The following is a 26,514-nucleotide window of genomic DNA, read 5'->3' as shown; positions in this document are numbered from 1 at the left end:
CGGCCACGACAGCACGCGCGTAGCGGCATTCGCGGTCGGGCACGACCCACGGCGGGCCGGTGACATCGACCTTTGCATCAGCGCCGACGAATTCGCCACGGCCCTTCATATGACCGGAACATGGGACGACGCAGAACCGATGCGGCGGGAGTCAGATGTCTGTCCCTGTCGCCCGCCCGGAACTCATGAACGGAGCGGTACGGCACAGCAGGAGGCAGACGTCGTCGTCGCGTTCGGACTCGTGGACCAGAGGTTTGAGGAGGGACTCGGAGCACGCGTCCAGGTCTTCGAGGTCGGGTTCGTGCAGTGCTGCCAGGGTCTTGGAGAGCAACTCGATCCCGGCGTCCATGCCCTGCGTACGCCGCTCGATCAGACCATCGGTGTAGAGCACCAGAGTCGAACCCGGTTCGATCTCGGTCGTGTGGTCCGTGTACTCGAACGGGATCGGGACACCCAGCATGACCCCTGGCCTGTCGTCCAGGACACGCACGGCGCCGCCGGGAGCACGAAGCACGGCCGGCGGGTGGCCGGCGGCGGCCCATGTCACCTGGAGGTCGTCGGGCCGGAAGCGCGCGATCATGGCGGTGGCGTAGAGGTTGGGCTGCTGGTGGCAGAGCATGCGGTGCAGCCGTGTGAGGATCTGGGCGGGGCTGGTCTCCTCGATCGCGTACGCGCGCAGTGCCGTGCGCAGTTGGCCCATGATGACGGCGGCGCGCAGTCCGTGTCCGGTGACGTCTCCTATGACGGTCAGCAGGCTGCCATCGGGCTGGAAGAAGGCGTCGTACCAGTCGCCGCCGATGTTGAGACCGCGGGTGGCGGGCAGGTACCGGGCGGCCAGGTGCAGGCCGTCCGCGGTGGGGAGGTCGGTGAGCTGGGCGCGCTGCAGTTCCTCGGCGGTGTCCCGATGCTGTTCGTAGCGCAGGGCGTTGTCCAGGCCGATGGCGACACGACGAGCCAGCTCGAACAGCATGAGGCTGGTGTCGGCGTCGAAACGGTCCCCGGGTGCAGCGAGCGTCAGGACGCCGAGGGACCGCCGCACGGTGAGGGGGATGCACAGCAGAGGGCGGTCCGGCGACAGAGCAGAGGGCGGGAGGTCGTCGGTGCCGGGCAGGCCACCGCGATGCGGCCCGGCGTGCTGCGGGCGGTCGGTGCGGGCGGCGGCGACTGCGGCGGCGGAGTGGCGGCCCTTTCCGGCTGCCTGCTCCTCCTTGTCGAAGAGCCAGACGTCGACCTCGCTCGCGTACTCCGGAACGAGCAGTTCGGGCAGACGGCGGACGATGGTTTCGTGGTCGAGCGACGCGGTGACGACCGCGCTGGCGTTGGCGAGGAAGGTCAGCAGGCGGCGCGCCTTCTCGGCCTCGCCGCGCGCGGCCCGCTCCGCGTCGAGCAGTTTCTGCTGGGTCAGCGCCGCGGCGTCCAGTTCGGCGTGCAGGGCCAGCACGCCCTGGTTGGTCTGGTGCAGTTCCTCACGGTGGAGACGGAGCAGGTTCTCCGACTCGTCCAGCCTCTGCAGAACCTCCGCCGTCTCCTCGTCCGCCGCCAGTAGGGCTTCGGCCCACGCGGTGTCGTCCCGCTGCGCCGGGAGAGACGGGCCCTGTGCCCTCGGGTCGGGGCAGGACAGGGCGAGCTGCCACGACGAGGCAGGTCCCGGGGACGGCGTGGCCGACTGTACGACGGCCCGTACCTGCACGCCCCCGTCCGGGCCTGGTTCCTGGACGGTCAGGGTGAGTTCTGCGCCGCCTTGCCCGAGAGACTGCCGCAACCCTGCGGTGAGCGCGGTGAGGAACCGCGCCCTTTCGATCTCGGGCGCGCCCAGGGAGGCTGCGAGATGCGCCGCGAAGGCCCGGGCTCGGGCGGCCTCCGTAGCTGTGGTGATCTTCCGGACGTCAGGCGAGGTCATGGTGTCGGTCCACGGGGTCGGAGGCCAGGACGGCCACGCTGGTGTCGTCGCGCACCGGGCTGGCCGCGCTGCTGGCATCACGCAGGAAGGTCGCCGCGACCACCGCCGGGTCATGGGTGAAGAGGCCGGCGTCCCCGGACGGCACCCATCGACTGGGCAACCCGTCACTGTGCAGGACGAGCAGGCTCCCAGGCCGCCAGGGCAGGCGACGTACGGGCACGGTCGCCGGAAACTGAGCGCCGACGATTCCCGGATGGGAGATCAAGTGGTCCCAGGTGGCGCCGACATGCAGACGGGCACCGATGTTGCCGACGCCGGCGAACGCCAGTCCCCCGCTGTCGGTGTCGACTTGTGCCACGGCGACCGCGGCGCCTCGGGTGGACCGAAGCGCCGGATGCATGTGGCGCAGGATCTCCTCCGGTGGCAGGTGTGCCGAGCGGTGCAGCTCGGCAACGGCGGCGCCGGACGCCTGCGCCGCCTTGGCGCCGTGGCCGAGGCCGTCGGCGAGCATCAGGGTCACGTGGCTGCCCGACCGGGCGAAGCTCCAGGCGTCTCCCGAGTGCTCGGCCCGGTCGAGCGGTACGTTGATCCCTCCAGCCCTCGGGCCCTGCTCGCTCCGTTCCCGACGCCTTGCGGGCTCCTGGTCGAAACGTGCGACCGCGACGGTACCGCGGGGGGTGCTGTGCAGGTCGAATTCGCTGGATATGCGCAGACAGGTACCCAGGCCGGCGCCCAGCGACGCCTCGCTGGTGGTGTACCCGTCACGGGTGGCCGCAGTGATGTCCTGGATACCTGGACCGTAGTCGAGGGCTGTCACCTGCACCCCGGAGGTGCGTGTGACGCCGGGCTGGTCGACGAGCTCGATCAGGACGCGACCGCCGTTGGCGTGCTTGACCAGGTTGGTGGCCAGCTCGGTGGCGACCAGGGCGGCGACCGCGGTGCGGTGAGAGTCGAGACGTACCTGTGTGCTGGCCGCCTCGACCGCCACCCGGACGTCCCGTACTCGAGTGGAGTCGTGCACCGGGATGTCCCAGACCCGTGCCATCACGCCCCCGGCCGTGCCGCGGGTACCCCTGTGGTCCAGGAGATGACGGTGACAGTCGTGCCGCGACCGGGTTCGGTGTCGATCTCGAACTCGTCGACGAGGCGTCTGGCACCGCTGAGACCGAGTCCCAGACCGCCTCCACTGGTGTATCCGTCGGTCATGGCCAGCTCGACGTCGCGGATGCCAGGGCCTGTGTCGACGAAGGACAGCCGCAGCCCCTGAGCCATGCGTGCAGTCAATCGCACGATGTCCACGTGCCCGCCACCTCCGTGGACCAGGGTGTTGCGGGCCAGCTCGCTGGCGGCGGTGACCAGCTTCGTCTGCTGCACCAGCCCGAATCCGAGGTCGGCCGCGCTCTGGCGTACCTGCTGACGGACCCACGCGAGGTCCACGTCCGAGGCGATCGGCAGGCTGGTTTCGACGGCGGGGTCGGAGGCCGGCATCATGTCGCCCTCTCGTGTCCGCCAGAGGCGCTCGGTGTGGACGTCCGGGCGAGGAGTTCCAGTGCGCGGTCGATGTCGAGCGCGGTGGTCAGCCCGGGCAGGGTGAGGCCCAGCTCGACCAGGGTGATCGCCACGGCCGGCCGCATGCCGACGACGACCGTGCGGGCCGCCAGCAAGCTGGCGCTCGCCGCGATCTCGGCAAGGATCCGTCCCAGGAAGGAGTCGACGGTCTCCACACCGGAGATGTCGATGATCACACCGCTCGCCCCGCTGCCGGCGATTCGATGGCTGATGTCCTGCTGGAGTTGCTCGGCCGTACCGTCGTGCAGCTCCCCCTGGAGGGTGACCAGCAGAGTCTCCCCCATCACCAGGACCGGCACCACGGTCGCGTGACCCGGGAAGGGAGCGGTCACCGCATGCTCGCACGGGGAGACACCTCGATGCCCAGCTGGCTGAGGGCGTAGGCCAGGGCGTCGGCGAGTGAGGCGCGGGTGAGGACCGAGCCGAGATCGATGCCGAGTTGCACGATGGTCTGTGCAATGGCCGGACGGATGCCGGAGACGATGCACTCGGCGCCCATCAGCCGTGCCGCGGCCACCGTCTTCATCAGGTGCTGAGCGACGAGCGAGTCGACCGTGGGCACACCGGTGATGTCGAGGATCGCGTACCGGGCACGCTGTTCCACGATGCCCTCCAGCAGGGACTCCATGACGACCTGGCTGCGGGCGCTGTCCAACGTACCGATGAGCGGTACGGCGACGACGCCCTCCCACAGACTGATGACCGGCGTGGCGACTTCGAGCAGCTGCTGCCGCTGCCGTGCGATCAGCTCCTCGCCCGAGCTCAGCGCCGCCTGCATCACCACCAGCCGCAGAGTACCCATCAGGGCGGTCAACGCCAGCAGGCCCTCGGCTGCCTCGGGCGAGGAGGGATCGGAGAACTCGGCCCTCAGCAACTCATCGACCGGCTCCCGCAGGGCGGCCACCTCGTCCGCGATCCGAGCCGGGCTCGAACCCGCCCGGGTCCGTGTACCGGACATGCCTCCCAGCTGGTCGCGCACGCTGTCGAAGCCGGGGGAGGCGATGTCCTCCAGGCGTCCGGACGAGGCGACGTCGGCCAGCGCGTCCACGACGGCTTTGCACGCGTCGACCGCTTCCTCCCGCGATACGGTGAACACGGTCCGGAAGAGCGGCGTATCGGCCCAACGCTGAGCGATCTGCTCCCGGCGGCGCTCCAGGAAAGTTCCCAGTCGGCGCGCCGTCGACCCGACCGCCTCTTGCTCCGACACCTTCATCGTCTCCTCCGTACAGGGTCACTGATCGACCACATCTGAGACGCAATTATTGCCTCGTGGCAAACGTTAGCGTCGCCGGTCTGATGCAAACAACATGGGATCGCCACACCGATACGGACACCCGGGCGATTCCGGACCTCGGTCAGATTCCGTGCCAGTCGAGGCAGACGACGAGCGCGTCGTCGTCGGCAACCGAACGACCGCGGTGTCCGGTCAATTCCCGGAGGATGGCGCGCGGGACCTCGGCGGCCGGCAGCAACCGGGTGGCCTGGACAGCCCGGGCCAGCGCGGCATCGCCGTACGCCTCCCCCTTGGGATCGGCGACCGCGTACACCCCGTCACTGACGAAGACGAGCCGGTCACCGGCCTCCACCCGGAACTCCTGGACCACATAGTCGGTCTCTTCGAACATGCCCAGCGGGAGCTGCGCCTCGAAGGTGACGCGTTCCACCGCTCCGCCACGCAGCCGCAGCAGGCGCGGCGAGCCCGCGTCCACGACGGCGGCGCGGCCCGTGGTGAGGTCGAAGTCGAACATCAGCACCGACAGGTAGCAGCGGCCCCGGTAGTGGGCGTACACCGCCTGGTCGGCCAGGGCGGCCTGGTCGTCGATGGCGAGCCCGGCGCGCCGGGCGTTGCGCAGGGCGTTGATGGCCAGGTTCGTCAGCAGGGAGGCTTCTATCCCCTCTCCCATGCCGTTGGTGACGTACAGCATCAGGTGGTCGGCCGTGGCGGACCAGTCGAAGTTGTCACCGAAGATCCCGTACGCCGGCTCCAGCTGCGCGGCCAGATCGTATTCCGGGCGGGAGCAGGAGCGCCCTGGGAGCAGTTGCCACTGCATCTCGGCGGCGAGCGTGAGCCGGTCCTTGCGCCGGGCCTGGAGGTAGATGTCGGTGTCCCGCTCCGCGACGACCACCTCGTGGCCGAGCACTTCCGCGATGTCGGAGAGCTCACCGAGCAGGTCCTGGACCCCGCTGTCGGGCGGCAGGGCCAGGGACAGCACACCCAGCCGGTCCCCGCGCACACTGACGGGAAGGTGCACTCGCACACGGCCGTTGCGATCTTCTTCGACGACCGGCTCCTGGGCACCGAAAGCACGGCCCGCCACGCTGTTGTGCACGGACACCGGCTTCGCGGTCTGCGGCAGCACCGCCACCGGTTGAAGCACCGTCAGGCCGTAGTCGGCCATCAGGAGGTCGACCGACTCAGCCGCGTACTGCTCGATCAGCACACGACGGACGGCGTCGAGCAACTCGTGGGGTGCCGCTGCACGCAAAGCCCGCTCAGCGATCACATATCTGTTCACGGTGGTAAACACACCAATCCTTCGGCGACACTTACGGGCCTCGCTCGCGACGAGGCCGCTCGATAGCCGCGTCAAGCCGTCCAAACCTTCGGTTGCCGCTACGGGCGCCTAGTACGCTGGCGACCGTCCCAGTGCCTGCGAGAGTGTGACAGTGGCCGCCTTCCGCCCCCGCCAGAAACCCGTCGAGATCGCCCGAGTGACCGCGACGGCTGGAGAGTTGCTGGAAGTCCTGTGGGGCCGGGCGTCCACCGCGCCGGCGTCGGCGTCGCAGATGCGGGTGCTGCTGACCCTGGAACACCAGGACGGCATCAACCTGCGCACACTGTGTGACGCACTCGCCTCCGCGCCCCCCGCCACCAGCCGGCTCTGTGACCGGCTGGTGGCAGCCGGCTTCGTCGAGCGCGTGATCAGCCAGGCCGACCGGCGCGAGGTCCGGTTGCACCTCAGCAACCGGGGTCGCACCTTCCTCGACGAGCTGCGCGCGCGCAGGGAACATGAGCTGCAGGCGGTGCTGCAGCTCATGCCCGTCGGCAAACGAGCGGCGCTGCTGGAGGGGTTGGAGGCGTTCTGCGACGCGGCGGCACTGCAGATACACGTGAACGGGGCACAGCCCGGAAACCGCACGGCCTGAACGCCGGGTGGTGCGACCGAACTCCGCCACACCCCGGGGCTTCGGTGGCCAGCACGCGGAGCGGTCTCCGCCCACCGGAACATTCCACATCCTTCCCCGTGCGGTACGACACGGCTACTTTGTTGTCCTAGGGTCATTGTTGTCAAATGGCAATGAACGTCTTGAGGGCTCCTTCATCACTTCGGATACCCCCGGACCGCCATCGGTCGACTGTGGGCCTCACCTCGGCGTAGAACGCGTCTGATCTGCCCACTTCCGGGTAAGCGGGCACAGTGCCATGCGGAGCAGGTCCAGTTCTGCGTGGTTGATGTGAGGTCTGTTCCCAGGACGCGCGGTGTGGGCCGCGCAGGAGAGTGAAGAGTGCGGGCGTTGATCTCGGGCTGGGCCCGGTTGCTGTTCTTCGCGGTGGTGATGTGCGGCGCCATCGTCTTCGTGGTTCTCTCGCTGCTCGTCACCGCATGGTGCTGGGTGCCGGCCGCGGTGCTGATGGTGCTGACGGCGGTCGGCGTGAGCGATCTGCTGCAGCGTCGGCACTCCATCCTCCGCAACTACCCGATCCTCGGGCACATGCGGTTTCTGCTGGAAGCCGTACGGCCAGAACTCCAGCAGTACTTCATCGAGCGCAACTTCGACGGCCGGCCCTACGACCGTGACGTGCGCTCCATTGTCTACGAGCGGGCCAAGGGAACGGACGCGGAAGAGCCGTTCGGCACGGACCGCGATGTGGACGCCATCGGGTACGAGTACCTGGTTCCGTCGATGGCGCCGAAACCGGTCGCCGATCGTCCCCCGAAGGCGCGGGTCGGCGGGCCCGGCTGCACCCAGCCCTACGATATGGCGCTGTTGAACGTGTCGGCCATGAGCTTCGGCGCCCTGTCCACCCGCGCGATCCTGGCGTTGAACGAGGGCGCCGCACGCGGTGGGTTCGCCCACGACACCGGCGAGGGCGGTCTGTCGGAATACCACCTCGGGCCCGGCGGGGACCTCATCTGGGAGATCGGCACCGGGTACTTCGGCTGCCGTACGAAGGACGGCCACTTCTCCGAGGGGGAGTTCGCGGACAAGGCCGCCCACCCCCAGGTCAAGTGCGTCTCCCTGAAGCTCTCGCAGGGCGCCAAGCCGGGCATCGGCGGAGTCCTGCCAGGCGGCAAGGTCAACGCCGAGATCGCCCGCGTCCGCGAGGTGCCGCAGGGACGGACGGTGATCTCACCGCCGTACCACCGCGTCTTCGAAACCCCGCGGGAACTGGTGCAGTTCATCGCCCGCATGAGAGAGCTCGCCGGCGGCAAGCCCACCGGGTTCAAACTCTGCCTGACCTCCCGGATGCAGTTCCTGGCAGTGTGCAAGGCGATGCTGGCCGAGGACGTCACCCCGGACTTCATCGTGGTGGACGGCGCCGAGGGCGGTACGGGCGCGGCGCCCTTGGAGTTCGCCGACCACCTCGGCACCCCGCTGACCGAGGGCCTGACCACCGTGCATGCCGCCCTGGTCGGTACCGGTCTGCGGGACCGGATCAAGATCGGCGCGAGCGGCAAGGTCGCCACGGGCGCCGACATCGTCAAGCGCCTCGTGCAGGGCGCGGACTACACCAACGCCGCCCGCGCCATGATGTTCGCACTCGGCTGCATCCAGGCCCAGCGCTGTCACACCAACACCTGCCCGACCGGAGTGACCACGCAGGATCCCCGCCGAGCCCGCGCCCTGGACGTCGCCGACAAGGCCGAGCGGGTGCGCCGCTTCCAGGAGGCGACCGTGCGCAGCGCCCTGCAGATCATGGCCTCCATGGGCGTCGCCGACCCCACGGAGCTCCGCCCGCACATGCTGCGACGGCGCGTCAACCCGACCACCGTCCTGCCCGGTGACCAGCTGTACGGTCTGCTCGAGCCGGGGCAGTTGCTCGCCGAACCGCCGCCGGACTGGGCCGCGGATTGGGCCGCGGCCGACCCCGACCACTTCGCCATCTAGCCCGGCAAAGGACGGGGCTTCGCCATCGCCGGCTCAGTTGCGAGATGCCCGGTCATTTCTGCGGGAAGTGGATGATCATGGATGACAATGACGGTCGTAAGCAAGAGTGGTGGGCGGCGCTGTGTCGCACACCTGTGGCGGTCTGGAACGATGACGTCACCGACTGGGCCGCCGCTCTCACCTACTACGCCGTCCTCGCCCTGTTCCCCGTCCTGTTGGTGATTCTCTCGGTTCTTGGGCTGACCATGCCCGCCACGACACCTGAGGTGATCGACCGGGTGACAGGGGTCGTCCCGCTCACCTCCCGCGGGCTGCTGCGCGATGCTCTTCTGCAGATGGCCCAACAGTCGTCCGCGGCATGGATGCTGGTCTTCTTCGGCGTCGCGGGGGCGTTGTGGTCTGGCTGCAGCTATCTGAGTGTCTTCCGCAGGGCCCTGCACGCGATCCACCACGCCGACGCACACCGGCCGGCATGGCGCACCGCCCCGCGTATCGTCATCACCGCGATCGTACTGATCAGCCTCCTGCTCACGACGACTCTCGCGCTGTTGGTGAGCGGGAGCCTGGCCAGGCGCCTGGGCCGGGCCTTCAGCCTGGGCACCGTGCCCCAGACCGCGTGGGACGCGCTGCGCTGGCCCGCTCTGGCTGCGGTGGCGGTCGCCCTGGTCCTGGTGCTCTACCGGTCAGGTCCCGCTCCCTCGAGACGGGTGCGGAAAATGGCGCCGGGTGGCGGGCTGGCGATCGTGCTTGTGCTGACCATCTCTTACGGCTTCACCCTCTACGCCTCGCACGTAAGCACTTACCACCGTCTGTACGGTTCGCTGGCGGGCGTGGTGGTCTTCCTCATCTGGCTGTGGCTGTCCAATCTGGCCCTCTTGATCGGCGCTCAGTTCAACTCCGAGCTGGCGAAACCCGCCCCGCATCGGCCGGCAGCGATTACCGCGTCAGCGTCGCCGACCCAGGCCCCAGAAACGACGAAATACCGGTGAGTCACATGACTCGACCGGTAATTCGTGAGTTCCGGGACGATCTCGTGAACGTCCCTGCTGGTGTCCGAGGGGGGACTTGAACCCCCACGCCCGATAAAGGGCACTAGCACCTCAAGCTAGCGCGTCTGCCATTCCGCCACCCGGACCAGGTGTCTGCCGCCTGGCCGGGGGTGTTCCCGGCGGCGACATGGACAACAATACCAAGCTTTCGGAGCGCCCTTCACCTGCATATCCGCCCCTCGGACACCAGATCCGGAGGGTCGGGCGCGGGCAGCAGGGCGCGTCACCGGAGGTGACTGCGCGGCTACGGCCTCCGGCCGGAATCGCGCCGTGCGAGGTGATCGCCGGGTGGCTCCCCTGGGGCGGGGCGCCACCCGGGCCTGGGTCACGGCATGAGGTGGTAGTCCGGGAAGTTCCCCGGCAGCCGCTCTCCCGCCGGGCCCTGGGTCACGGCGCGCACCAGCAGCTCGCCGCCGACGAAGGCGCCGCGTCCTCACCGAGGACTCCGTCCACATCGGCGACGGCGGCGACATCGTCACCTTCTCCGGGCAGGTCGTCCAGCCCAAGTCACCCGGGCACTGGATGGACCCGGGCCCGCTCGGCGCCCTCGGCGTCGGCGTCCCCTTCGTCCTCGCGGCCAAACAGGCACGGCCCGACAAGGAGGTCGTCGCCCTGTTCGGCGACGGCGCCTTCTCCCTCACCGGCTGGGACTTCGAAACCCTCGTCCGCTATGACCTCTTCGTCGGCATCGTCGGCAACAACTCCTCCATGAACCAGATCCGCTACGGCCAGGCCCAGAAGTACGGCCTGGAGCGCGAGCGGTCGGCAACACCCTCGGCGACGTCCACTACGACAAGTTCGCGCAGATGCTGGGCGGTTACGGCGAGGAGATCCGCGACCCCGCCCGACCGCCCCTTGACCGCGCCGTGGCTCAGGTCAGGACTTCGCCCGGTCGTGGTACGACCGCCGCGTGTGCTCCGTGTGCTCCCGCATCAGCTCTGTGGCCCGCTGCTCGTCCCGGTTCGAGATTGCGGCGATCAGCTCCCGGTGCTCGATCCAGGACTGCTGTCCGCGCTGCCGGGCGACCGGGGTGTAGTACCAGCGCACCCGGCGGTCGACCTGGGCGGCGAGCTCGGCGAGGACCGCGTTGCACGCCAGGTCCATGATCTTCGCGTGGAAGCGGGCGTTCATCGCGACGGCGCCGTCCACGTCGTCCGCGGCGACGGCCTTCTCGCCCTCCGCGCACAGCTCCTCGAGCACCGAGATGCCGGCGCTGCCCGCGTTGGCGGCGGCGAGCCGGGCCGCTTCGGCCTCCAGCAGCGTGCGGACGGTGAGGAGCTGGTCGGCCTCCTCCTCCGTGGGCTCGTGCACGAACGCGCCCTGGGCGGGCCGCAGATCGACCCAGCCCTCGGTGTTCAGCCGCTGCAGCGCCTCCCGTACGGGCTGCCGGGACACCCCGAGATGGCCTGCGAGTTCGCTCTCGACGAGGTGCTGGCCGGGCTGCAGGGCGCGCGTGGTGATCAGTTCGAGGAGCGCCTCGTAGACACGGTCGCGCAGCGGGCCGGGCCGTTCGAGCTTGGGTACCGCACCCTGCGGCAGACCTGTCGACAACATCGGTCGGTCCCCCTCCTGAGCAGCGCGGAGCAACTGCAGCCGGAAAGCCAGTATGGATTGTCTTTCGTCTACAGTCTACGGCGCACAGTGGCCAGGGCTACGGGTGGTCAAGTGCGTCACACCGGACCGCACGCGCAGGTCACGGGCAGCGGACGACCTGTCCGGCGTACGACAGGTTTCCGCCGAATCCGAACAGCAGCACCGGGTCCCCGGTCGAGATGGCGCCCTGCTCGACGAGCTTGGAGAAGGCGAGCGGGATGCTCGCGGCCGAGGTGTTCCCGGACTCGGTGACATCCCGCGCGACGACGGCGTTGACGGCGCCGATCTTCTCGGCGAGGGGCTCGATGATGCGCAGGTTCGCCTGGTGCAGGACGACCCCGGCGAGGTCCTCGGGGACGAGTCCGGCGCGCTCGCAGGCCTTGCGGGCGATGGGCGGCAGCTGGGTGGTGGCCCAGCGGTAGACGCTCTGTCCCTCCTGCGCGAACCGCGCGGGCGTGCCCTCGATGCGTACCGCATGCCCCATTTCGGGCACGGAGCCCCACAGCACGGGCCCGATGCCGGGCTCCTCCGCGGCCTCCACGACGGCGGCGCCCGCCCCGTCCCCTACGAGCACGCAGGTGGTGCGGTCGCTCCAGTCGGTCACGTCGGACATCTTGTCGGCGCCGATGACCAGCGCACGCAGCGAGCCACCCGCCCGGACCGCATGGTCGGCGGTGGCCAGGGCGTGGGTGAACCCGGCGCACACCACGTTGACGTCCATCGCGGCGGGCGAGGGGACGCCGAGCCGGGCGGCGACCCGGGCGGCCATGTTGGGTGAGCGGTCCACGGCGGTGGAGGTGGCGACCAGGACCAGGTCGATGTCACCGGGCGCGAGGCCGGCCGCGGCGAGCGCCTTGGCGGCGGCGTGGGCGGCCAGCTCGTCGACCGGCTCGTCCGGTCCGGCGATGTGGCGTGTCCGGATGCCCACCCGGGACGTGATCCACTCGTCACTGGTGTCGACCAGGCCCGCCAGGTCCTCGTTGGTGAGCACCTTGGCGGGCTGGTAGTGGCCGACGGCGGCGATGCGCGAGCCGTTCATTGAGGTGGTCCCCCTCGTTGCCTTGGGTAGCGGGATCCACCAGTCTGATCAGTGACTCACGGGTACGACGGCAGCCAAGACGACAGGATTCGGGCGCCATGGTTGTCGGCTTCTGTCAGGCCTTCGGACGCCCGAACACTTTCCGAACAGTCACCCGGTGAACAGCTTCGTCGCCTTCTGTACGAGCTCGTACACCCCGTAGGCGAGCGGTGCTCCCACCCACAGCCAGGCGAAGGCGATCAGCGGGCGCCGGTCAGGCCGACTCCGGCTGCTGTCGTTCGACATCGACGGTCTCCTCCCTGGGGGCGGGGATGTGGTGGCGGGCGTTGACGGGCCGGACGAGTTCGTTGGCGACGAAGCCGACGACGAGCAGTCCGATCATGATGATGAAGGAGAGCCCGTACAGGGAGGCGCCGCTCTTGCCGGCCTCCTTCTGGTGGTCGGCGATCCAGTTCACGATCAGCGGCCCGAGGACGCCGGCCGTGGACCAGGCGGTGAGCAGCCGACCGTGGATGGCGCCGACCTGGTACGTGCCGAACAGGTCCTTCAGATAGGCCGGGATGGTCGCGAAACCGCCGCCGTAGAAGGACAGGATCACCATCGCGCACAGGACGAACAGCGGCTTGGAGGAGTCGCCGAACAGCGCGATCAGCGCGTACATCAGCGCGCCGAAGCCCAGATAGACGCGGTAGATGTTCTTGCGTCCGATCAGGTCGGAGGTGGACGACCAGCCGATGCGGCCCGCCATGTTGGCGGCGGAGAGCAGTGCGACGAAACCGGCCGAGGCCGAGACGGACACGGGGGTCGAGGTGTTCTTGAAGAAGTCCTGGATCATCGGGGCGGCCTTCTCCAGGATGCCGATGCCCGCGGTCACGTTCATGCAGAGCACGACCCACAGACACCAGAACTGCGGGGTGCGGATGGCCGTGCCCGCGGAGACCTGCGGTCCCTGGAAGGCGCTCGGGGCGCCCTCGACCGGCCGCTCGCTGCGCGGCACCCGCACCAGCAGCACGCCGAGCGCCATGAAGACGGCGTACGACAGCCCGTGCACGAGGAACGCGAGCGCGATCCCGGAGCTGTCGGCGCCGAACGACTCCAGCATCTGCGTGGACCACGGCGAGGCGATGAGCGCGCCGCCGCCGAAGCCCATGATCGCGATGCCGGTGGCCATGCCGGGCCGGTCCGGGAACCACTTGATCAGTGTGGAGACGGGTGAGATGTAACCGATGCCGAGGCCGATGCCGCCGACGAAGCCGTAGCCGAGGACGATCAGCCAGTACTGCTCGGTGGCCGCGCCCAGCGCGGAGATCAGGAAGCCGGAGGAGAAGCAGACCAGGGCGACGGTCATCGCCCAGCGCGGCCCGTTGCGCTCCACCAGCGTGCCGCCGAACGCGGCCGACAGACCGAGCATGACGATGGCGAGCTGGAAGGGCAGCGCGCTCTGCGTTCCGCTGAGACCGAGCGAGGACTCCAGGGGCGGCTTGAAGACGCTCCAGGCATAGGCCTGGCCGATGGAGAGATGGACGGAGAGAGCGGCGGGGGGAACCAGCCAGCGGCTCCAGCCGGCCGGTGCGACGGGGGGACTCATGATCCCGAACGTAAGGGAGCGGCAAGGGAGTTGAGAAGGCGGCGCGTCGACCGTATGCGATGAGCGGTACACGGCGAGCGCCGAACGGTCGGACCGCCCGGTTTCCCCAACCGTGCGCGGAGTTTTGTGGCCCCCGCCACCATTGGCGGCGGGAGGTCGTCGTACGAGGTGCGGGACCGGTTGCGGGCGGTGCTCCTCGGCGGGGCGGCGGGCGGCTTCGTACGGCCGGACGAACTGGACATCCCCCTCACCTTCGAAGGCACCCGCGAGGCGGGCACCACGCTCGGCTCGGGTGTCGTCATGGCCTTCGACGACAGGATCCCGCTGCCCCGGCTGCTGCTGCGCATCGCCGAGTTCTTCCGCGACGAGTCGTGCGGCCAGTGCGTGCCCTGCCGGGTCGGGACCGTGCGCCAGGAGGAGGCGCTGCACCGGATCGCCGAGCGCACGGGCGCGGCGGCGGCCGATGACATCGCCCTGCTCAGGGAGGTCGGCCGCGCGATGCGGGACGCCTCGATCTGCGGCCTGGGACAGACCGCGTGGAACGCCGTGGAATCCGCCGTCGACCGTCTGGGGGCGTACGAATGACCGTGACGCCGCTGGGGATCCCGCGCCGGCTGCTGGAGTTCACCATCGACGGGGAGCCGGTGCGCGCTCCCGAGGGTTCGACGATCCTCGATGCCTGCCGGGCGGCGGGGAAGGACATCCGACCCTCTGCCAGGGGGACACCCTGCGCCCCAAGAACGCGTGCCGCGTCTGCATGGTCGAGGTGGCGGGATCCAGGACACTGGTCCCGGCCTGCTCCCGCAGGGCCGAGCCCGGAATGGAGGTCCGCACCGGCTCGGAACGGGCCCACCACAGCCGCAAGGTCGTCCTCGAACTCCTCGCCTCCTCGGTCGACTTATCGACGACTCCACAAGTCGCCGAATGGATCAAGGAGTACGAGGCGAAACCGGACCGCTTCGGCCCGGACGCGGCCCGCCTGGGCGAGGAACCCAAGGTCGACAACGATCTGTATGTGCGCGACTACGACCAGTGCATCCTCTGCTACAAGTGCGTGGACGCCTGCGGCGACCAGTGGCAGAACACCTTCGCGATCTCGGTCTCGGGCCGCGGCTTCGACGCCCGGATCGCCGTCGAGCACGACGCCCCGCTCACCGATTCCGCGTGCGTGTACTGCGGCAACTGCATCGAGGTGTGCCCGACGGGGGCGCTGTCGTTCAAGTCGGAGTTCGACATGCGCGCGGCGGGTACCTGGGACGAGTCGGCGCAGACGGAGACGACGACGGTGTGCGCGTACTGCGGAGTGGGCTGCAACCTCACTCTCCACGTGCAGGACAATGAAATCGTGAAGGTCACCTCACCGCACGACAACCCGGTGACCCACGGCAACCTCTGCATCAAGGGCCGCTTCGGCTACCAGCACGTACAGAACCGGGACTGAGACACGACATGGGACGAGTCACGGAACGACGCAAGGTGATCCGCATCCGCGACGGGGTGGTCTCGTCCCGCCCGGACACGCTCGTCGCCGAGGAACCGCTGGAGATCCGGCTGAACGGCAAGCCGCTCGCGATCACCATGCGCACCCCGGGCGACGACTTCGCGCTGGCCGCGGGCTTCCTGGTCAGCGAGGGCGTGCTCGCCGAGCGGGACGACCTGCAGAACATCGTGTACTGCGCGGGCGCCACGGTCGACGGCTCGAACACGTACAACGTGGTGGACGTGCGGACCGCGCCCGAAGTCACGATCCCCGACATCACGCTCGAGCGGAACGTCTACACCACCTCGTCCTGCGGGCTGTGCGGCAAGGCGAGCCTCGACGCGGTCCGTACGACGGCCCGCTGGCCGATCGCCGACACTCCCCCGGTCCACGTCGAACCCGAGCTGCTCGCGAGCCTCCCCGACCGGCTGCGCGCGGCCCAGCGGGTCTTCGACCGGACCGGGGGTCTGCATGCGGCGGCCCTGTTCACGGAGGCCGGCGAGCTGCTGGACATACGGGAGGACGTGGGCCGGCACAACGCGGTCGACAAGCTGGTGGGCCGCGCCCTGCAAAGCGGCGACCTGCCGCTGTCCCGCACGATCCTGCTGGTCTCGGGCCGCGCCTCCTTCGAGCTGGCGCAGAAGGCGGTCATGGCCGGGATCCCGGTCCTGGCGGCGGTCTCGGCACCCTCGTCGCTCGCCGTCGACCTGGCCGCGGAGACCGGCCTGACCCTCGTGGGCTTCCTGCGGGGCAGCTCCATGAACGTGTACGCGGGCGAGAACCGCATCGCTCTGCGGACCGCGGCCGCCCAGGGGTGACCGGCTCTCCGCGACACGGCGCCGGGGCCCCGGCCGGCGGGGAGCGCCCCTTGCGCCGCAGGGGCCCCGCCTCAGCTGCTCCCGCCGCCCTGCGGGATCAGCCCGCCACGAACCGCACCTCGGCCGCGGTCACCACGGTTCCCAGCCGCGGGAAGTCCAGCCGCACCGACGCGTCGTGTTCGGCGGCCGTGAGCGCCGCCATGGCGTCCTCCACGAAGACCAGGTCGTAGCCGAGGTCCTGGGCTGCGCGGGCGGTGGACTCGACACCGAGGTTGGTGGCGATCCCGCCGAAGACGAGCGTGTTGACGCCCCGCTCACGCAGCAGGTCGTCCAGTCCCGTGCCCTGGAAGCCGCCGATGGTCCGCTTCACGACCTCCAGGTCGCCGTCCCGGGCAAGCCCGGCCACCAGCCCGCTTCCGGGCGGCTGTTCGGTGACACCTGGGCGTTCGACCCGGATGAGGACGACGGTCGCGCCCGCCGAGCGGAACGCGGTCGCCAACTCCTCGGCGGCGGACAGGACTTCGGTGCCCTTGCGGGGCTCCAGGGGCAGCGCGACGATCCGGTCCATCAGATCGACGAGGACAAGGGCGCTGCGTGCGGGATCGAGTGCGAGGGATACGGCCATGACGGAACGTTATCCGCCGTCAGCTCTCCGTACCGGAAATCCGGATCAACAGGTCCATGAACTGGTCGCGTTCGGCCGCGGAGAGCGGCGCGAGCAGCTCGTCGTTGGCCGTGCGCGCCGCCCGCTCGCAGCGCTTGAGCAGCCGCGCGCCGGCCCCGGTGAGCGACACCGCGTTCTTACGGCGGTCCTTGGGATCCGGTTCGCGTACGACGAGAGCGGCGGACTGCAGGTCGTTGAGGACGCCGACCAGATCCTTCGGGTCGAGCTGCACGCTGCGCCCGAGGTCGGCCTGGGCGACGGGGCCGAGGTCGCGGACGGCGGAGAGCACCACGTGGTGCCACATCTTCTGCCCCTCCGCGGCCAGCGCCTCGGCCACCAGGGTCCGGCCGCGCGCGGCGGCACGGCCGAGCAGCCAGCTGGGGAGGGAGCGGATCGCGGCGAGGGGCGCTTCGGGCATGCGGACAGCCTAGCGAAAAGTCATTGGACTTCCCAATGAAGTTCGGATTATCGTTGGGACTCCCAACGAATGCGTCGGGAGTCCCGACGTCCCCTGGAGGTGTGATGCGCCGCGTCCGCTACGAGTCCACCGGCGGCCCTTTGCTTCTGGAGGAAGCCCCGGTCCCCGAGCCCGGCCCCGGCGAACTCCTCGTCCGCTGCGAGGCCGTGGGCGTCACGCTCCCCGTCGTCCGCAAGGTCACCGAGGCCGCCGAGCCGATCCCGCTGGGCGGTGAGATCGCGGGTGAGGTGGTGGCCGTCGGCGAGGGAGTCGCCCGCTTCCGCACCGGCGACCGCGTGACGGGGCTGTGCTTCGGGCACGGTTACGCGGATTTCGCGCTTCTGCACGAGGCCATGGCCTCCCCCGTGCCGGACGGCGCCTCGGCGGTCGACGCGGTCGCCCTCGTCCGCAGCGGCCTCGTCGCCCTCGGCGCCCTGGAGGCCGCCCGCCCGGAACCGGGCGAGACGGCGCTGGTCACGGCCGCCGCCAGCGGAGTCGGCCAGCTGGCCGTGCAGTTGGCGAAGGTGCGTGGCGCGGCCCGGGTGGTGGGTGCCGTGTCGGACACCGGGAAGGCCAACTTCGTACGCTCCCTCGGCGCAGACGACGTCGTCGCGTACGGCGACGACAGCTGGGGCGATCCCGTCGACTACGCATTGGATGCCGTCGGCGGCGAGCTGCTCACCCCGGCCGTCGCCGCGCTCGCTCCGGGCGGACGGCTGGTGGCGTACAGCTCGGGCGGCGGGTCGATCCAGGCGTACGACCTGCTCGTCGGCGCCAAGTCCGTGATCGGCTTCCAGATGGCGCGGATCGCCCGCGGCAAGCCGGAGTTGTACGAGCGCTGGCGTCAGGAGCTGTGGCAACTGTTCGGGGAGGGCACGCTGAGGCCCGCCGTGCACGGGGAGTTCGCGCTGGAGGACGCGGCGAAGGCGCACGCGGTGATCGAGTCGCGGAGCAATCTGGGCAAGGTCGTGCTGCGCCCCTGAACTCTGCATCGCTGCGTCAGCTGACCCGTCCACGGCGGCGGTCCAAGACCTGCTCGACCGGATGCCGCGAGTTCGAGCGGCAGGTCATCTTCTGGCCTCCCAGGAGGGGTTCGACGGCGTCGACGGCGGGATCGCACGGGCCTGATGACCGTGCGCAAGGGCGCGGCGGCCCCAGCGCACGGACAGCCGGGCTGCCCATGGACCAGGTGAGCAACAGCCACTAACGTCCCGTGGGTGCCCGACGACGTACGAGCACGACAGCGGACGGGAACCGGCCTCGGTCTGCTGCTGGCCCTGGTTCTCGGGGCCGTGCTGCTCACCGCCCTCCCGGAGCACGGTCGACGGGAGGGCGGCGCGTGTACACCGCACACAATCTCCTCGTGGTCGGCCGACGACCGTCTCACGCGTGAGTTCGCGCGCTACGGCGACGACGCGACCCGCACCGACGACTGGACCGGCGGCGACGGCACCCATTCGGTGCGGCTGCCGGACGGGCGGGTGCTGTGGTTGTTCTCGGACACCTATCTCGGCCAGGTGCACCGCCCGCCCAACCCGGCCGGCGAGTCGTACGCCTGGCGGGACACGACGGCCCCGCTGGTGCGCAACTCGGCCGTGGTGATGGACGGCAGGGGCCGCCTGCAGAGCACGCTGCCCGCGCCGGTCTTCCCCGACCCCGCCCAGAACCAGTGGCGCTGGCCGGTCGCGGCCCGGGTCGAGCCGCGCTCCCCCGGTTCCTCCGAGCAGGTCGTCCGGGTGCTGCTGTGGCTGCGGGCGGCCGGGCAGTCCCCGTGGATCTACGGAGTGCCCACCGCGACCGAGGTCGCCACGCTCTCCCTGCCGGATCTGCGGGTCGAGTCGGTGGTGAAGGTGCTCGACCAGAGCCTGGTGCCCGATCCCTCGCGTCGGATCCTGTTCGGTACGACGCTGGTGGACAAGGGCGGTTGGACGTACGTCTTCGGCGGCGACGACGGGCAGGCAGCCTCCCGGCCGGCCTCGTCGGCGTATGTGGCGCGGGTGCCGGAGGGGCGGCTCGCGGACGCGGCCGCCTGGCGGTACTGGGGCGGTTCGGGGTGGGGGCTGCGGCCACGGCCGGTGAGCGGGGCGAAGGTGGGCAGCGCGTTCTCGGTGGTGCGGGCGGGCGGGACGTATGTGCTGTTCACGATGGCCGCGGGGACGGCGGGGCTGACCACCGTGACCTCGTACTGGGCGTGCTCCCCCGTCGGGCCGTGGCACGGCCCGACGAGGAACTTCAGCCCCTCGCTGCCGACGGCGGGCGTCGCCGCGTACAACCCGCAGGTGCATCCCGAGCTGAGTAGCGACGAGCGGCTGGTGCTGAGCTACGACGTCAACTGGCTGGAGACGAGCGGCGCTTCGGCGAGCATCAACGCGAACGTGGCCCTGTACCGACCGCGGTTCGTGACGGTGCGGGTGACGCGGTCGCGGTGACCTCGGCGGCTTCCGCCACGGGGTCGTGCGAGCGGCGCTTGGCGAGCACCGCGCAGACCATCAGCTGCATCTGGTGGAAGAGCATCAGCGGCAGCACCGCCAGCGAGGCATGGGCGCCGAACAGGACGCTGGCCATGGGCAGTCCGGAGGCGAGGGACTTCTTGGAGCCGGCGAACTGGATCGCGATCCGGTCCTCGCGGTGGAAGCGCAGGGCCTTGCCGCCGTACCAGGTCAGGGCGAGCATCACGGCGAGCAGTACGGCTTCGACGACCAGCAGGCCGCCGAGCCGGATCGGGCTCACCTTGTGCCAGATGCCCTGGACCATGCCCTCGCTGAACGCGGTGTAGACGACCAGCAGGATGGAGCCGCGGTCGACCAGCCCGAGCACCTTCTTGTGCCGGGCGACGAAGCCGCCGATCCACCGGCGCAGCAGCTGTCCGGCGAGGAACGGCACCAGCAGCTGCAGCACGATCTGGACGAGCGAGTCGGCCGAGAACCCGCCGGCGCTGCTGCCGAGGACGGCGGCGGCGAGCAGGGGTGTGACGACGATGCCGACGAGGGAGGAGAAGGAGCCCGCGCAGATCGCCGCCGGAACGTTTCCCCGGGCGATCGACGTGAAGGCGATCGACGACTGGATGGTCGACGGGACGAGCGTGAGGAAGAGCAGGCCCTGGTAGAGCGGGTGGGTCAGCAGGACCGGGACGAGGCCGCGGGCGGCCAGGCCGAGCAGTGGGAAGAGCACGAACGTACAGGCGAGGACCGTGCCGTGCAGCCGCCAGTGCTTCAGTCCGTCCAGCGCCTCTCGGGTGGAGAGCCGGGCGCCGTACAGGAAGAAGAGGAAGGCGATCGCGGCCGTGGAGGCGCCCGAGGCCACGTCGGCGCCCGTCCCGCGCGCCGGGACCAGGGCCGCGAGGCCCACCGTCCCGAGCAGCAGCAGGATGTACGGGTCGATCGGTATCCAGCTCGGCCATTGCAGGCGCTTCACGGTGCTCCACTTGCTTGTTGCGGTCGGCGGGTCCGGGGCCGGAAAGCCCCCGTTCATCGTCCTCCTCCGCAAGCCGATCGGGAATCCGTCATACCGCTCTGACTGTCATCGCGATTCGCGATGAGCGGCTACCGTTGTTCCCATGTACGCCCCCTCCCACCTGCGGACGTTCCTTGCGGTGGCCCAGACGTTGAGCTTCACGCAGGCCGCCCGGCGGCTGGGGCTGCGGCAGTCCACCGTCAGCCAGCACGTGCGGCGCCTGGAGGACGCCACCGGGCGCCAGCTGTTCTCCCGGGACACCCACTCCGTGGAGCTGACGGAGGACGGCGAGGCGATGCTCGGGTTCGCACGGCGGATCCTGGAGGTGCAGGAGCAGGCCTCGGCGTTCTTCACGGGCACGCGGCTGCGGGGCCGGCTGCGCTTCGGCGCCTCGGAGGACTTCGTGCTGACCCGGCTGCCGGAGATCCTGGAGGGCTTCCGGCACGACCATCCGGAGGTCGATCTGGAGCTGACGGTCGAGCTGTCGGGCATCCTGCACGAGCAGCTGGCCGCCGGGAAGCTGGACCTGGTGCTGGCCAAGCGGCGCCCGGAGGACCCGCGGGGCGAGCTGGTCTGGCACGACGAGCTGGTGTGGATCGGCGCGGAGCGGCTGCGCCTGGACGCGGACCGGCCGGTGCCGCTGATCGTCTTCCCGCCGCCGGGCATCACGCGCGCGCTCGCCTTCGAGTCGCTGGAGCGGCAGGGCCGGCCGTGGCGCATCGCCTGCACCAGCGGCAGCCTGAGCGCCCTGATCGCGGCGGCCCGGGCAGGCCTCGGCGTCATGGCGCACTCCCGCGGCCTGATCCCGCCGGGCCTGGTCCGGGTCCCCGACCGCTTCGGCCTGCCCGAACTCGGCCGCGTCGACTTCGTCCTGGACCACGGCACCCGCCGCACCTCCGCCCAGAGCGCGGCGGACGCACTGGCGTCGACGATCCTGGCGGGCGGGGTCCGGCTGCAGCGTCGCTGAGCGCTCGGCTGGTACGGCGCGATGGGCCGTCGGTCGGCTGGCGGCCCGTGGTGGCTGGTCGCGCAGTTCCCCGCGCCCCTTCGGGGCGCTGCTGTACCGCAGCCGACTTCACCAGGGCCGCTGGGTCAGCGGGCCGGGAGCGGGTAGGTGAGCTGTTTGATACGGCGCAGGAAGACAGTCGTATCCACATGCTGAACGCCCTCCAGGTGGCCCAGCGGACCGCTGAGGTAGGCGTACAGGTCGGCGGTGCTTTCGGCCAGTGCGGTCGCGATGATGTTGCAGGGTCCCGTCGCCGCGGAGACGTGGGCGATCTGGGGGTGGCCGGCGAGGGCCTCGCCGACGGAGTGCAGGGCGGCCGGGGCAGCGGTGATCCACAGCATCGCGGCCACCGGGTGTCCGACCACCTCCGGGTCGCTCTCCGAGTCGATGTACACAGCCCCCGAGGCGAACAGTGCGGCGAGGCGGCGCTTGACCGCGGACTCGGACAGGCCGGTGGCGCGCTGCAGTTCGGGGTAGGTGGCCCGGCCGTCCCGCTCCAGGACGGCGAGCAGCGGCTCGTCCTGCGCTGTGAGGCGGGCGGGCCCGGCCGCAGGCTCGACCCGGGGGCGCAGGGCGTCCGTCTCCTCGGCGGTGAGCGCCCCGAACTTGCTGAGCCAGCCCTGCGCACCGCCGTAGAACCGGTGCAGCAACTGGTGGGCGCGGATCTCCACGACGCTGGGGGTGCGCGGGAGCTTGCCGAGGAGCAGGTCGTCGTGCTCGCCGGAGCTGCGCGGGCGGGTCAGGCACAGAACCTCGGTCCCGCCCGAAACGAGCCCGACCCAGCTGGTGTCGGGCCGCTTCGCCAGCGCTTCCCCGATGGCCGGGGCGCTGTCCGGCGCGCAGCGAACCCGCAGCATCCACTGGTCCCGGCCGAGCCGGCTTGCGTCCCGCATCACCACGATGCGCAGTCCGCCCTCGGCGCACAGCCGGCGGTAGCGGCGGGCGATGGTCTGGTCGGAGACGCCGAGCACCGCCGCGATCCGGCTGAACGGAGCCCGGCCGTCGATTTCCAGCGCCGACAGCAGGCGCAGGTCGAGCCCGTCGAAACCGGGCGCCAGCCGTGGGTGGGAATTCGTCTCCATACCGCCTTCTGATGTCGGATTCCAGCGCCGGGACGACTCCAGCCTCCGCGATCGTCCGGCCTGCCCCATCGTACGGAGTCATACGCAATCCATCGCACAAGGAGTTGAGGACATGCGTACATGGGGGCCGCTCACGGCCGTGTGCCTGAGCACGTTCATGTTGTTGCTGGATGTGACCATCGCGGTGGTCGCCCTGCCGGACATGGCGGGTTCGCTGCATGCGTCGCTGAGCGATCTGCAGTGGGTGATGGACGGGTATGCGCTGGCACTGGCCGCGCTGCTGCTCGGGACGGGCGCCGCGGCCGACGTCCTGGGCCGGCGGCGGGTGCACGTGGTGGGCGTGGTGATGTTCGCGACGGCCTCGCTGCTGTGCGGACTTGCGAGCGGACCGGGGATGCTGATCGCCTCGCGGGCGCTGCAGGGTCTCGGCGGGGCGGCGATGCTCGCGACCACGCTGCCGCTGCTGGGCTCCGTCTATCAGGGCAGGCAGCGTTCGGTGGCGCTCGGCGTGTGGGGCGCGGTCAGCGGCGCGGCGGCCGCGGTGGGTCCGGTGCTCGGCGGGGTGCTGACGGACGGGCCTGGCTGGCGGTGGATCTTCTACGTCAATCTGCCGGTGAGCGTGGCCGCGGTGTGGCTGACGCTGAAGGTCGTCCCGGAGTCGCACGGCTCGCGTGAGCGGCGCGTCGACTGGGCGGGCACAGTGACCTTCGTGGCCTTCGCGGGCGGGCTGACATACGGGGCGGTGCGGGCCGGGGAGCACGGCTGGGGCGAGACGGGCACCCTCGTGACGTTCGCGGCGGCGGTGGTGGCGCTGGTCTGCTTCGTCGCCGTGGAGCGGAGCGGCACGGACCCGCTGCTCGATCCGCGGCTGTTCCTCAAGCCCGCGTTCTCCGTGGTGATGCTGGGCGCGCTGGCCTTCAACGCGGGGGCGTTCGGTCTCATGGCGTACGACTCGATATGGATGCAGTCGCTGCTCGGGTTGAGCCCGGTGCGCGGTGGTGCGGTGTTCCTGTGGATGTCGCTGGCGGCGTTCGTGGTGGCGGCGGCCGGCGGGCGGCTGCTGCACGGGGTGCCGGCGCGGATCACGGTCGGCGGCGGTCTGCTGCTGGTGGGCTCGGGGCAGTTCTGCATGACGGTGCTGGACGCGGGGTCGACGGCGTCCGTGCTGGCGCCGGGCATGGTGCTGGTCGGGGTCGGTACGGGACTGGCGGCGCCCGGGATCGCGGGCGCGGCGCTGGCCGCCGTACCGCCGGAGCGGTCCGGGATGGCGGGGGGCGCGGTCAACACCTTCCGGCAGCTCGGCCTCGCGCTCGGCATCGCCGTCTACGGCACCGTGCTCACGTCGCGCATGCAAAGCACGCTGCCGCACGACGCGGCCCATGCGCTGGCCGGAGGCGCCGCCGGGGCCCTGCGCGGGGGCTTCTCCGAGCATGCGCTGCGGTCGGCGTTCGCCTCGGGGCTGAACACGGCGGCGGTGGCGGCGGGGCTGACCGCGACGGTCGCCGGAGCGCTGGTGATCGCCCTGGTCAGGACGGCGCGCCCGACCCGGACGGAAGTAACGGAAACCTCCGCTCCGACGCTGACAGAGGAGAGGACGGCACCCCTCGGGCAGGCCCGCTGACGGGCGCCGGGAGCGGTTTCCAGGTCGTACAGATTCGGTGGAGATTGCGGGACCGAAACTTACTCAACCGTCAGTTTTCTGTCCGACCCTTCCGGATGTGAGCGCATTTTCCGGCCGTGACCAGCCTGTACCTGAGCACTGCTCGGATTCGGCCCCCCTCCCGCCCTGTCGCCGTCTGGGGTAGCTTTCACGCCCTGTGCGGGGTAGCACTAAATCGGGCACTGAGGAGCGGGGAGCGGGTTTGCGCGAGTTCACCAACCCTCCGTTGACGTTGTCACCGCCGGTGGGCGGTCTGGCCGACGTCGTCTTCGAGCGTGCCCAGGAAGACCCGCTGCACATCAGCCTGGGCCGCAAGGACGACCAGGGGCAGTGGCGTGATGTGACGGCGGCGGAGTTCCGGGACGAGGTGCTGGCCCTGGCCAAGGGGCTGCTGGCCCGCGGCATTCGCTTCGGCGACCGCGTCGCGATCATGTCCCGTACCCGCTACGAGTGGACGCTGTTCGACTTCGCGCTGTGGACGATCGGTGCCCAGGTGGTGCCGATCTATCCCACGTCCTCGGCCGAGCAGTGTTTCTGGATGCTCTACGACGCCGAGTGTTCGGCGGCGATCGTGGAGCACGAGGACCATGCGATGACCATCGCCAGCGTCATCGACCGGCTGCCTCAGCTGCACCAGTTGTGGCAGCTCGACATCGGCGCCGTGCAGGAGCTGTACGACGCGGGCGCGTACATCGACGACGACGTGGTGCACCGGCACCGGCAGGCGGTCACCCCCGAGTCGACCGCGACGATCATCTACACCTCGGGCACCACGGGCCGGCCGAAGGGCTGTGTGATCACCCACGGCAGCTTCATGTGGGAGGCGGACACGGTTGCCCAGCGCTGGGATCCGGTGTTCCACTCCAAGAAGGGCGACGAGGCGGCGACGCTGCTGTTCCTGCCGCTCGCGCACGTCTTCGGGCGGATGGTGGAGGTCGCGGCGATCCGCGGTGGGGTGCGTTTCGGCCATCAGCCGCAGCTGAACGCGGCCGCGCTGCTGCCGGATCTGCAGGCGTTCAAGCCGACGTTCATCCTCGGGGTGCCGTACATCTTCGAGAAGGTCTTCAACGCCTCCCGCCGCAAGGCCGAGAAGGAGGGCAAGGCCGGGCCGTTCGAGAAGGCCGTCGAGATCGCCGTGAAGTACGCGGACGCCGTCGAGGCGAAGGCCTGGGGCACCGGTCCCGGCCCCTCGGCCGGTCTGCGGGTGCAGCACCAGCTGTTCGACAAGCTCGTCTATTCCAAGGTGCGGGCCGCGATGGGCGGCCGCATCCGCAACGCCATCACGGGCGGCTCCGCGATGGACCGGCGGCTCGGCCTGTTCTTCGCGGGCGCGGGCGTGCAGATCTACGAGGGTTACGGCCTCACGGAGTCGACGGCGGCCGCGACCGCCAACCCGCCCGGGCGCACCCGCTACGGCACCGTCGGCCAGCCCATCCCGGGCATGACCGTGCACATCGCGGACGACGGTGAGATCTGGCTGCACGGCCCGAACATCTTCCAGGGCTACCTCAACAACCAGAAGGCCACCGACGAGACCCTGCACGACGGCTGGCTCGCCACCGGCGACCTGGGCTCTCTCGACGAGGACGGCTACCTCACGATCACCGGCCGCAAGAAGGAGATCCTGGTGACCTCCGGCGGCAAGAGCGTCTCCCCCGGGCTGCTGGAGGAGCGGGTGCGCGACCACCCGCTGGTCAACCAGTGCATCGTCGTCGGCAACGACCGTCCGTACATCGCCGCCCTGGTCACCCTCGACCAGGAGGCCGTCGAGCACTGGCTGACCATGCGGGGCAAGCCGCAGATGTCGCCGGCCGAGCTGGTGCGCGACGCCGACCTGGAGACGGAGGTGCGGCGCTCGGTGGTCGCCGCCAACACCCTCGTCTCGCAGGCCGAGTCGATCCGCACCTTCCGGATACTGGCCCAGCCGTTCACCGAGGAACACGGTCTGCTGACCCCGTCCCTGAAGCTGAAGCGCAAGGCCATCGAGAACGCCTACGCCAACGAGGTCGAGGCGCTCTACCGGGCCTGAGCAGGCCCTGACGCA

At 70.3% G+C, this 26,514-nt stretch carries 23 protein-coding genes, 1 tRNA gene and 3 pseudogenes; 12 read left to right on the top strand and 15 right to left on the bottom strand.

Translation table 11 applies throughout. The features are described from left to right. Positions 1 to 151 precede the first annotated feature (151 nt). From ACWCRD_RS03375 to ACWCRD_RS03350, 6 genes are all read right to left on the bottom strand, one after another. Entirely contained in the window at positions 152 to 1,900 is a 1,749-nt protein-coding gene (locus ACWCRD_RS03375; RefSeq protein ID WP_450964255.1) for a PP2C family protein-serine/threonine phosphatase, read from the bottom strand. After that, positions 1,887 to 2,945: a SpoIIE family protein phosphatase gene (locus ACWCRD_RS03370; protein ID WP_450964365.1), complete on the bottom strand. Its 1,059-nt coding sequence runs from the start codon at positions 2,943 to 2,945 to the stop codon at positions 1,887 to 1,889. The genes ACWCRD_RS03375 and ACWCRD_RS03370 overlap by 14 nt, the downstream gene beginning before the upstream one ends. Then, positions 2,945 to 3,388, bottom strand: coding sequence for an anti-sigma regulatory factor (locus ACWCRD_RS03365; protein WP_450964364.1), 444 nt, complete (start codon positions 3,386 to 3,388; stop codon positions 2,945 to 2,947). Before ACWCRD_RS03365 ends, ACWCRD_RS03370 begins: the two co-directional genes overlap by 1 nt. Next, positions 3,388 to 3,753, bottom strand: coding sequence for an STAS domain-containing protein (locus ACWCRD_RS03360; RefSeq protein ID WP_450964363.1), 366 nt, complete (start codon positions 3,751 to 3,753; stop codon positions 3,388 to 3,390). Before ACWCRD_RS03360 ends, ACWCRD_RS03365 begins: the two co-directional genes overlap by 1 nt. A 44-nt stretch (positions 3,754 to 3,797) precedes the next feature. Further along, positions 3,798 to 4,682 carry an STAS domain-containing protein gene (locus ACWCRD_RS03355; protein WP_450964254.1) on the bottom strand — a complete coding sequence of 295 codons (885 nt, stop codon included), beginning with the start codon at positions 4,680 to 4,682 and terminating at the stop codon, positions 3,798 to 3,800. A gap of 142 nt (positions 4,683 to 4,824) precedes the next feature. After that, the gene (locus tag ACWCRD_RS03350; protein WP_450964253.1) at positions 4,825 to 5,985 is read right to left on the bottom strand and encodes a PP2C family protein-serine/threonine phosphatase; all 1,161 of its coding nucleotides are present in this window, start codon (positions 5,983 to 5,985) and stop codon (positions 4,825 to 4,827) included. A gap of 145 nt (positions 5,986 to 6,130) precedes the next feature. On the opposite strand from ACWCRD_RS03350, the gene ACWCRD_RS03345 reads away from it, so the two are divergent. From ACWCRD_RS03345 to ACWCRD_RS03335, 3 genes are all read left to right on the top strand, one after another. Continuing rightward, the gene (locus tag ACWCRD_RS03345) at positions 6,131 to 6,616 is read left to right on the top strand and encodes a MarR family winged helix-turn-helix transcriptional regulator (RefSeq protein ID WP_450964252.1); all 486 of its coding nucleotides are present in this window, start codon (positions 6,131 to 6,133) and stop codon (positions 6,614 to 6,616) included. A gap of 411 nt (positions 6,617 to 7,027) precedes the next feature. After that, entirely contained in the window at positions 7,028 to 8,581 is a 1,554-nt protein-coding gene (locus tag ACWCRD_RS03340) for an FMN-binding glutamate synthase family protein (RefSeq protein ID WP_450964362.1), read from the top strand. 77 nt (positions 8,582 to 8,658) lie between these two features. Then, entirely contained in the window at positions 8,659 to 9,570 is a 912-nt protein-coding gene (locus ACWCRD_RS03335; protein WP_450964251.1) for a YihY/virulence factor BrkB family protein, read from the top strand. A gap of 58 nt (positions 9,571 to 9,628) precedes the next feature. On the opposite strand, the gene ACWCRD_RS03330 is transcribed toward ACWCRD_RS03335, so the two are convergent. After that, a tRNA-Leu gene (locus tag ACWCRD_RS03330) sits at positions 9,629 to 9,716 on the bottom strand. Between the two features lie 346 nt (positions 9,717 to 10,062). Here ACWCRD_RS03330 and ACWCRD_RS03325 point away from each other — a divergent pair. Then, a pseudogene (locus ACWCRD_RS03325) lies at positions 10,063 to 10,496 on the top strand (thiamine pyrophosphate-dependent enzyme); the annotation flags it as partial. A gap of 10 nt (positions 10,497 to 10,506) precedes the next feature. Here the strand turns inward: ACWCRD_RS03325 and ACWCRD_RS03320 are convergent. The 4 genes from ACWCRD_RS03320 to ACWCRD_RS03305 all read right to left on the bottom strand — a co-directional run bounded on the left by ACWCRD_RS03320 (position 10,507) and on the right by ACWCRD_RS03305 (position 13,850). After that, a complete protein-coding gene (locus ACWCRD_RS03320; protein ID WP_450964250.1) occupies positions 10,507 to 11,184 on the bottom strand; it encodes a GntR family transcriptional regulator in 678 nt (225 codons plus the stop codon). A 139-nt stretch (positions 11,185 to 11,323) separates the two neighbouring features. Then, a complete protein-coding gene (locus ACWCRD_RS03315) occupies positions 11,324 to 12,262 on the bottom strand; it encodes a beta-ketoacyl-ACP synthase III (RefSeq protein WP_450964249.1) in 939 nt (312 codons plus the stop codon). Positions 12,263 to 12,412: 150 nt separating this feature from the next. Next, positions 12,413 to 12,547, bottom strand: a complete 135-nt coding sequence (locus tag ACWCRD_RS03310) for an MFS transporter small subunit (RefSeq protein WP_450964248.1) — start codon at positions 12,545 to 12,547, stop codon at positions 12,413 to 12,415. Next, positions 12,516 to 13,850 carry an OFA family MFS transporter gene (locus ACWCRD_RS03305; RefSeq protein WP_450964247.1) on the bottom strand — a complete coding sequence of 445 codons (1,335 nt, stop codon included), beginning with the start codon at positions 13,848 to 13,850 and terminating at the stop codon, positions 12,516 to 12,518. Before ACWCRD_RS03305 ends, ACWCRD_RS03310 begins: the two co-directional genes overlap by 32 nt. Before the next feature lie 168 nt (positions 13,851 to 14,018). Between ACWCRD_RS03305 and ACWCRD_RS03300 the strand changes: the two are divergent. The 3 genes and pseudogenes from ACWCRD_RS03300 to fdhD all read left to right on the top strand — a co-directional run. Continuing rightward, positions 14,019 to 14,435, top strand: a pseudogene (locus ACWCRD_RS03300) (NADH-ubiquinone oxidoreductase-F iron-sulfur binding region domain-containing protein); the annotation flags it as partial. After that, positions 14,432 to 15,291: pseudogene (locus ACWCRD_RS03295) on the top strand (2Fe-2S iron-sulfur cluster-binding protein). The pseudogenes ACWCRD_RS03300 and ACWCRD_RS03295, both read left to right, overlap by 4 nt. Positions 15,292 to 15,299: 8 nt before the next feature. Beyond that, entirely contained in the window at positions 15,300 to 16,148 is an 849-nt protein-coding gene (gene fdhD, locus ACWCRD_RS03290; protein ID WP_450964246.1) for a formate dehydrogenase accessory sulfurtransferase FdhD, read from the top strand. 97 nt (positions 16,149 to 16,245) lie between these two features. On the opposite strand, the gene ACWCRD_RS03285 is transcribed toward fdhD, so the two are convergent. Then, positions 16,246 to 16,773: an isochorismatase family protein gene (locus ACWCRD_RS03285; protein WP_450964245.1), complete on the bottom strand. Its 528-nt coding sequence runs from the start codon at positions 16,771 to 16,773 to the stop codon at positions 16,246 to 16,248. A 19-nt stretch (positions 16,774 to 16,792) separates the two neighbouring features. Then, positions 16,793 to 17,230: a MarR family winged helix-turn-helix transcriptional regulator gene (locus ACWCRD_RS03280; protein ID WP_450964244.1), complete on the bottom strand. Its 438-nt coding sequence runs from the start codon at positions 17,228 to 17,230 to the stop codon at positions 16,793 to 16,795. A 104-nt stretch (positions 17,231 to 17,334) separates the two neighbouring features. Here ACWCRD_RS03280 and ACWCRD_RS03275 point away from each other — a divergent pair, with 104 nt between their 5' ends. After that, the gene (locus ACWCRD_RS03275; RefSeq protein WP_450964243.1) at positions 17,335 to 18,252 is read left to right on the top strand and encodes a quinone oxidoreductase family protein; all 918 of its coding nucleotides are present in this window, start codon (positions 17,335 to 17,337) and stop codon (positions 18,250 to 18,252) included. Positions 18,253 to 18,486: 234 nt separating this feature from the next. Continuing rightward, on the top strand, positions 18,487 to 19,698 hold the full coding sequence (locus ACWCRD_RS03270) for a DUF4185 domain-containing protein (RefSeq protein ID WP_450964242.1): 1,212 nt from the start codon (positions 18,487 to 18,489) through the stop codon (positions 19,696 to 19,698). On the opposite strand, the gene ACWCRD_RS03265 is transcribed toward ACWCRD_RS03270, so the two are convergent. Continuing rightward, positions 19,634 to 20,656 carry a bile acid:sodium symporter family protein gene (locus ACWCRD_RS03265; RefSeq protein ID WP_450964361.1) on the bottom strand — a complete coding sequence of 341 codons (1,023 nt, stop codon included), beginning with the start codon at positions 20,654 to 20,656 and terminating at the stop codon, positions 19,634 to 19,636. The two genes, ACWCRD_RS03270 and ACWCRD_RS03265, sit on opposite strands and share 65 nt — an antisense overlap. Before the next feature lie 169 nt (positions 20,657 to 20,825). On the opposite strand from ACWCRD_RS03265, the gene ACWCRD_RS03260 reads away from it, so the two are divergent. Beyond that, positions 20,826 to 21,689, top strand: coding sequence for a LysR substrate-binding domain-containing protein (locus ACWCRD_RS03260; protein WP_450964241.1), 864 nt, complete (start codon positions 20,826 to 20,828; stop codon positions 21,687 to 21,689). A 125-nt stretch (positions 21,690 to 21,814) separates the two neighbouring features. Here the strand turns inward: ACWCRD_RS03260 and ACWCRD_RS03255 are convergent, their stop codons facing one another. Further along, the gene (locus ACWCRD_RS03255) at positions 21,815 to 22,810 is read right to left on the bottom strand and encodes an Lrp/AsnC family transcriptional regulator (RefSeq protein WP_450964240.1); all 996 of its coding nucleotides are present in this window, start codon (positions 22,808 to 22,810) and stop codon (positions 21,815 to 21,817) included. A gap of 112 nt (positions 22,811 to 22,922) precedes the next feature. Between ACWCRD_RS03255 and ACWCRD_RS03250 the strand changes: the two genes are divergently transcribed. Together ACWCRD_RS03250 and ACWCRD_RS03245 are read left to right on the top strand one after the other, a co-directional pair. Then, complete coding sequence (locus tag ACWCRD_RS03250; RefSeq protein WP_450964239.1) at positions 22,923 to 24,431, top strand: MFS transporter; 1,509 nt, start codon at positions 22,923 to 22,925, stop codon at positions 24,429 to 24,431. Positions 24,432 to 24,672: 241 nt separating this feature from the next. After that, the gene (locus ACWCRD_RS03245) at positions 24,673 to 26,499 is read left to right on the top strand and encodes an AMP-dependent synthetase/ligase (RefSeq protein WP_450964238.1); all 1,827 of its coding nucleotides are present in this window, start codon (positions 24,673 to 24,675) and stop codon (positions 26,497 to 26,499) included. Positions 26,500 to 26,514: the final 15 nt, after the last annotated feature.

Source organism: Streptomyces sp. NPDC002092 (genome assembly GCF_053593775.1).
Note: the sequence above shows the minus strand (reverse complement) of the source record. Positions and strands in the feature narration are given on the sequence as shown.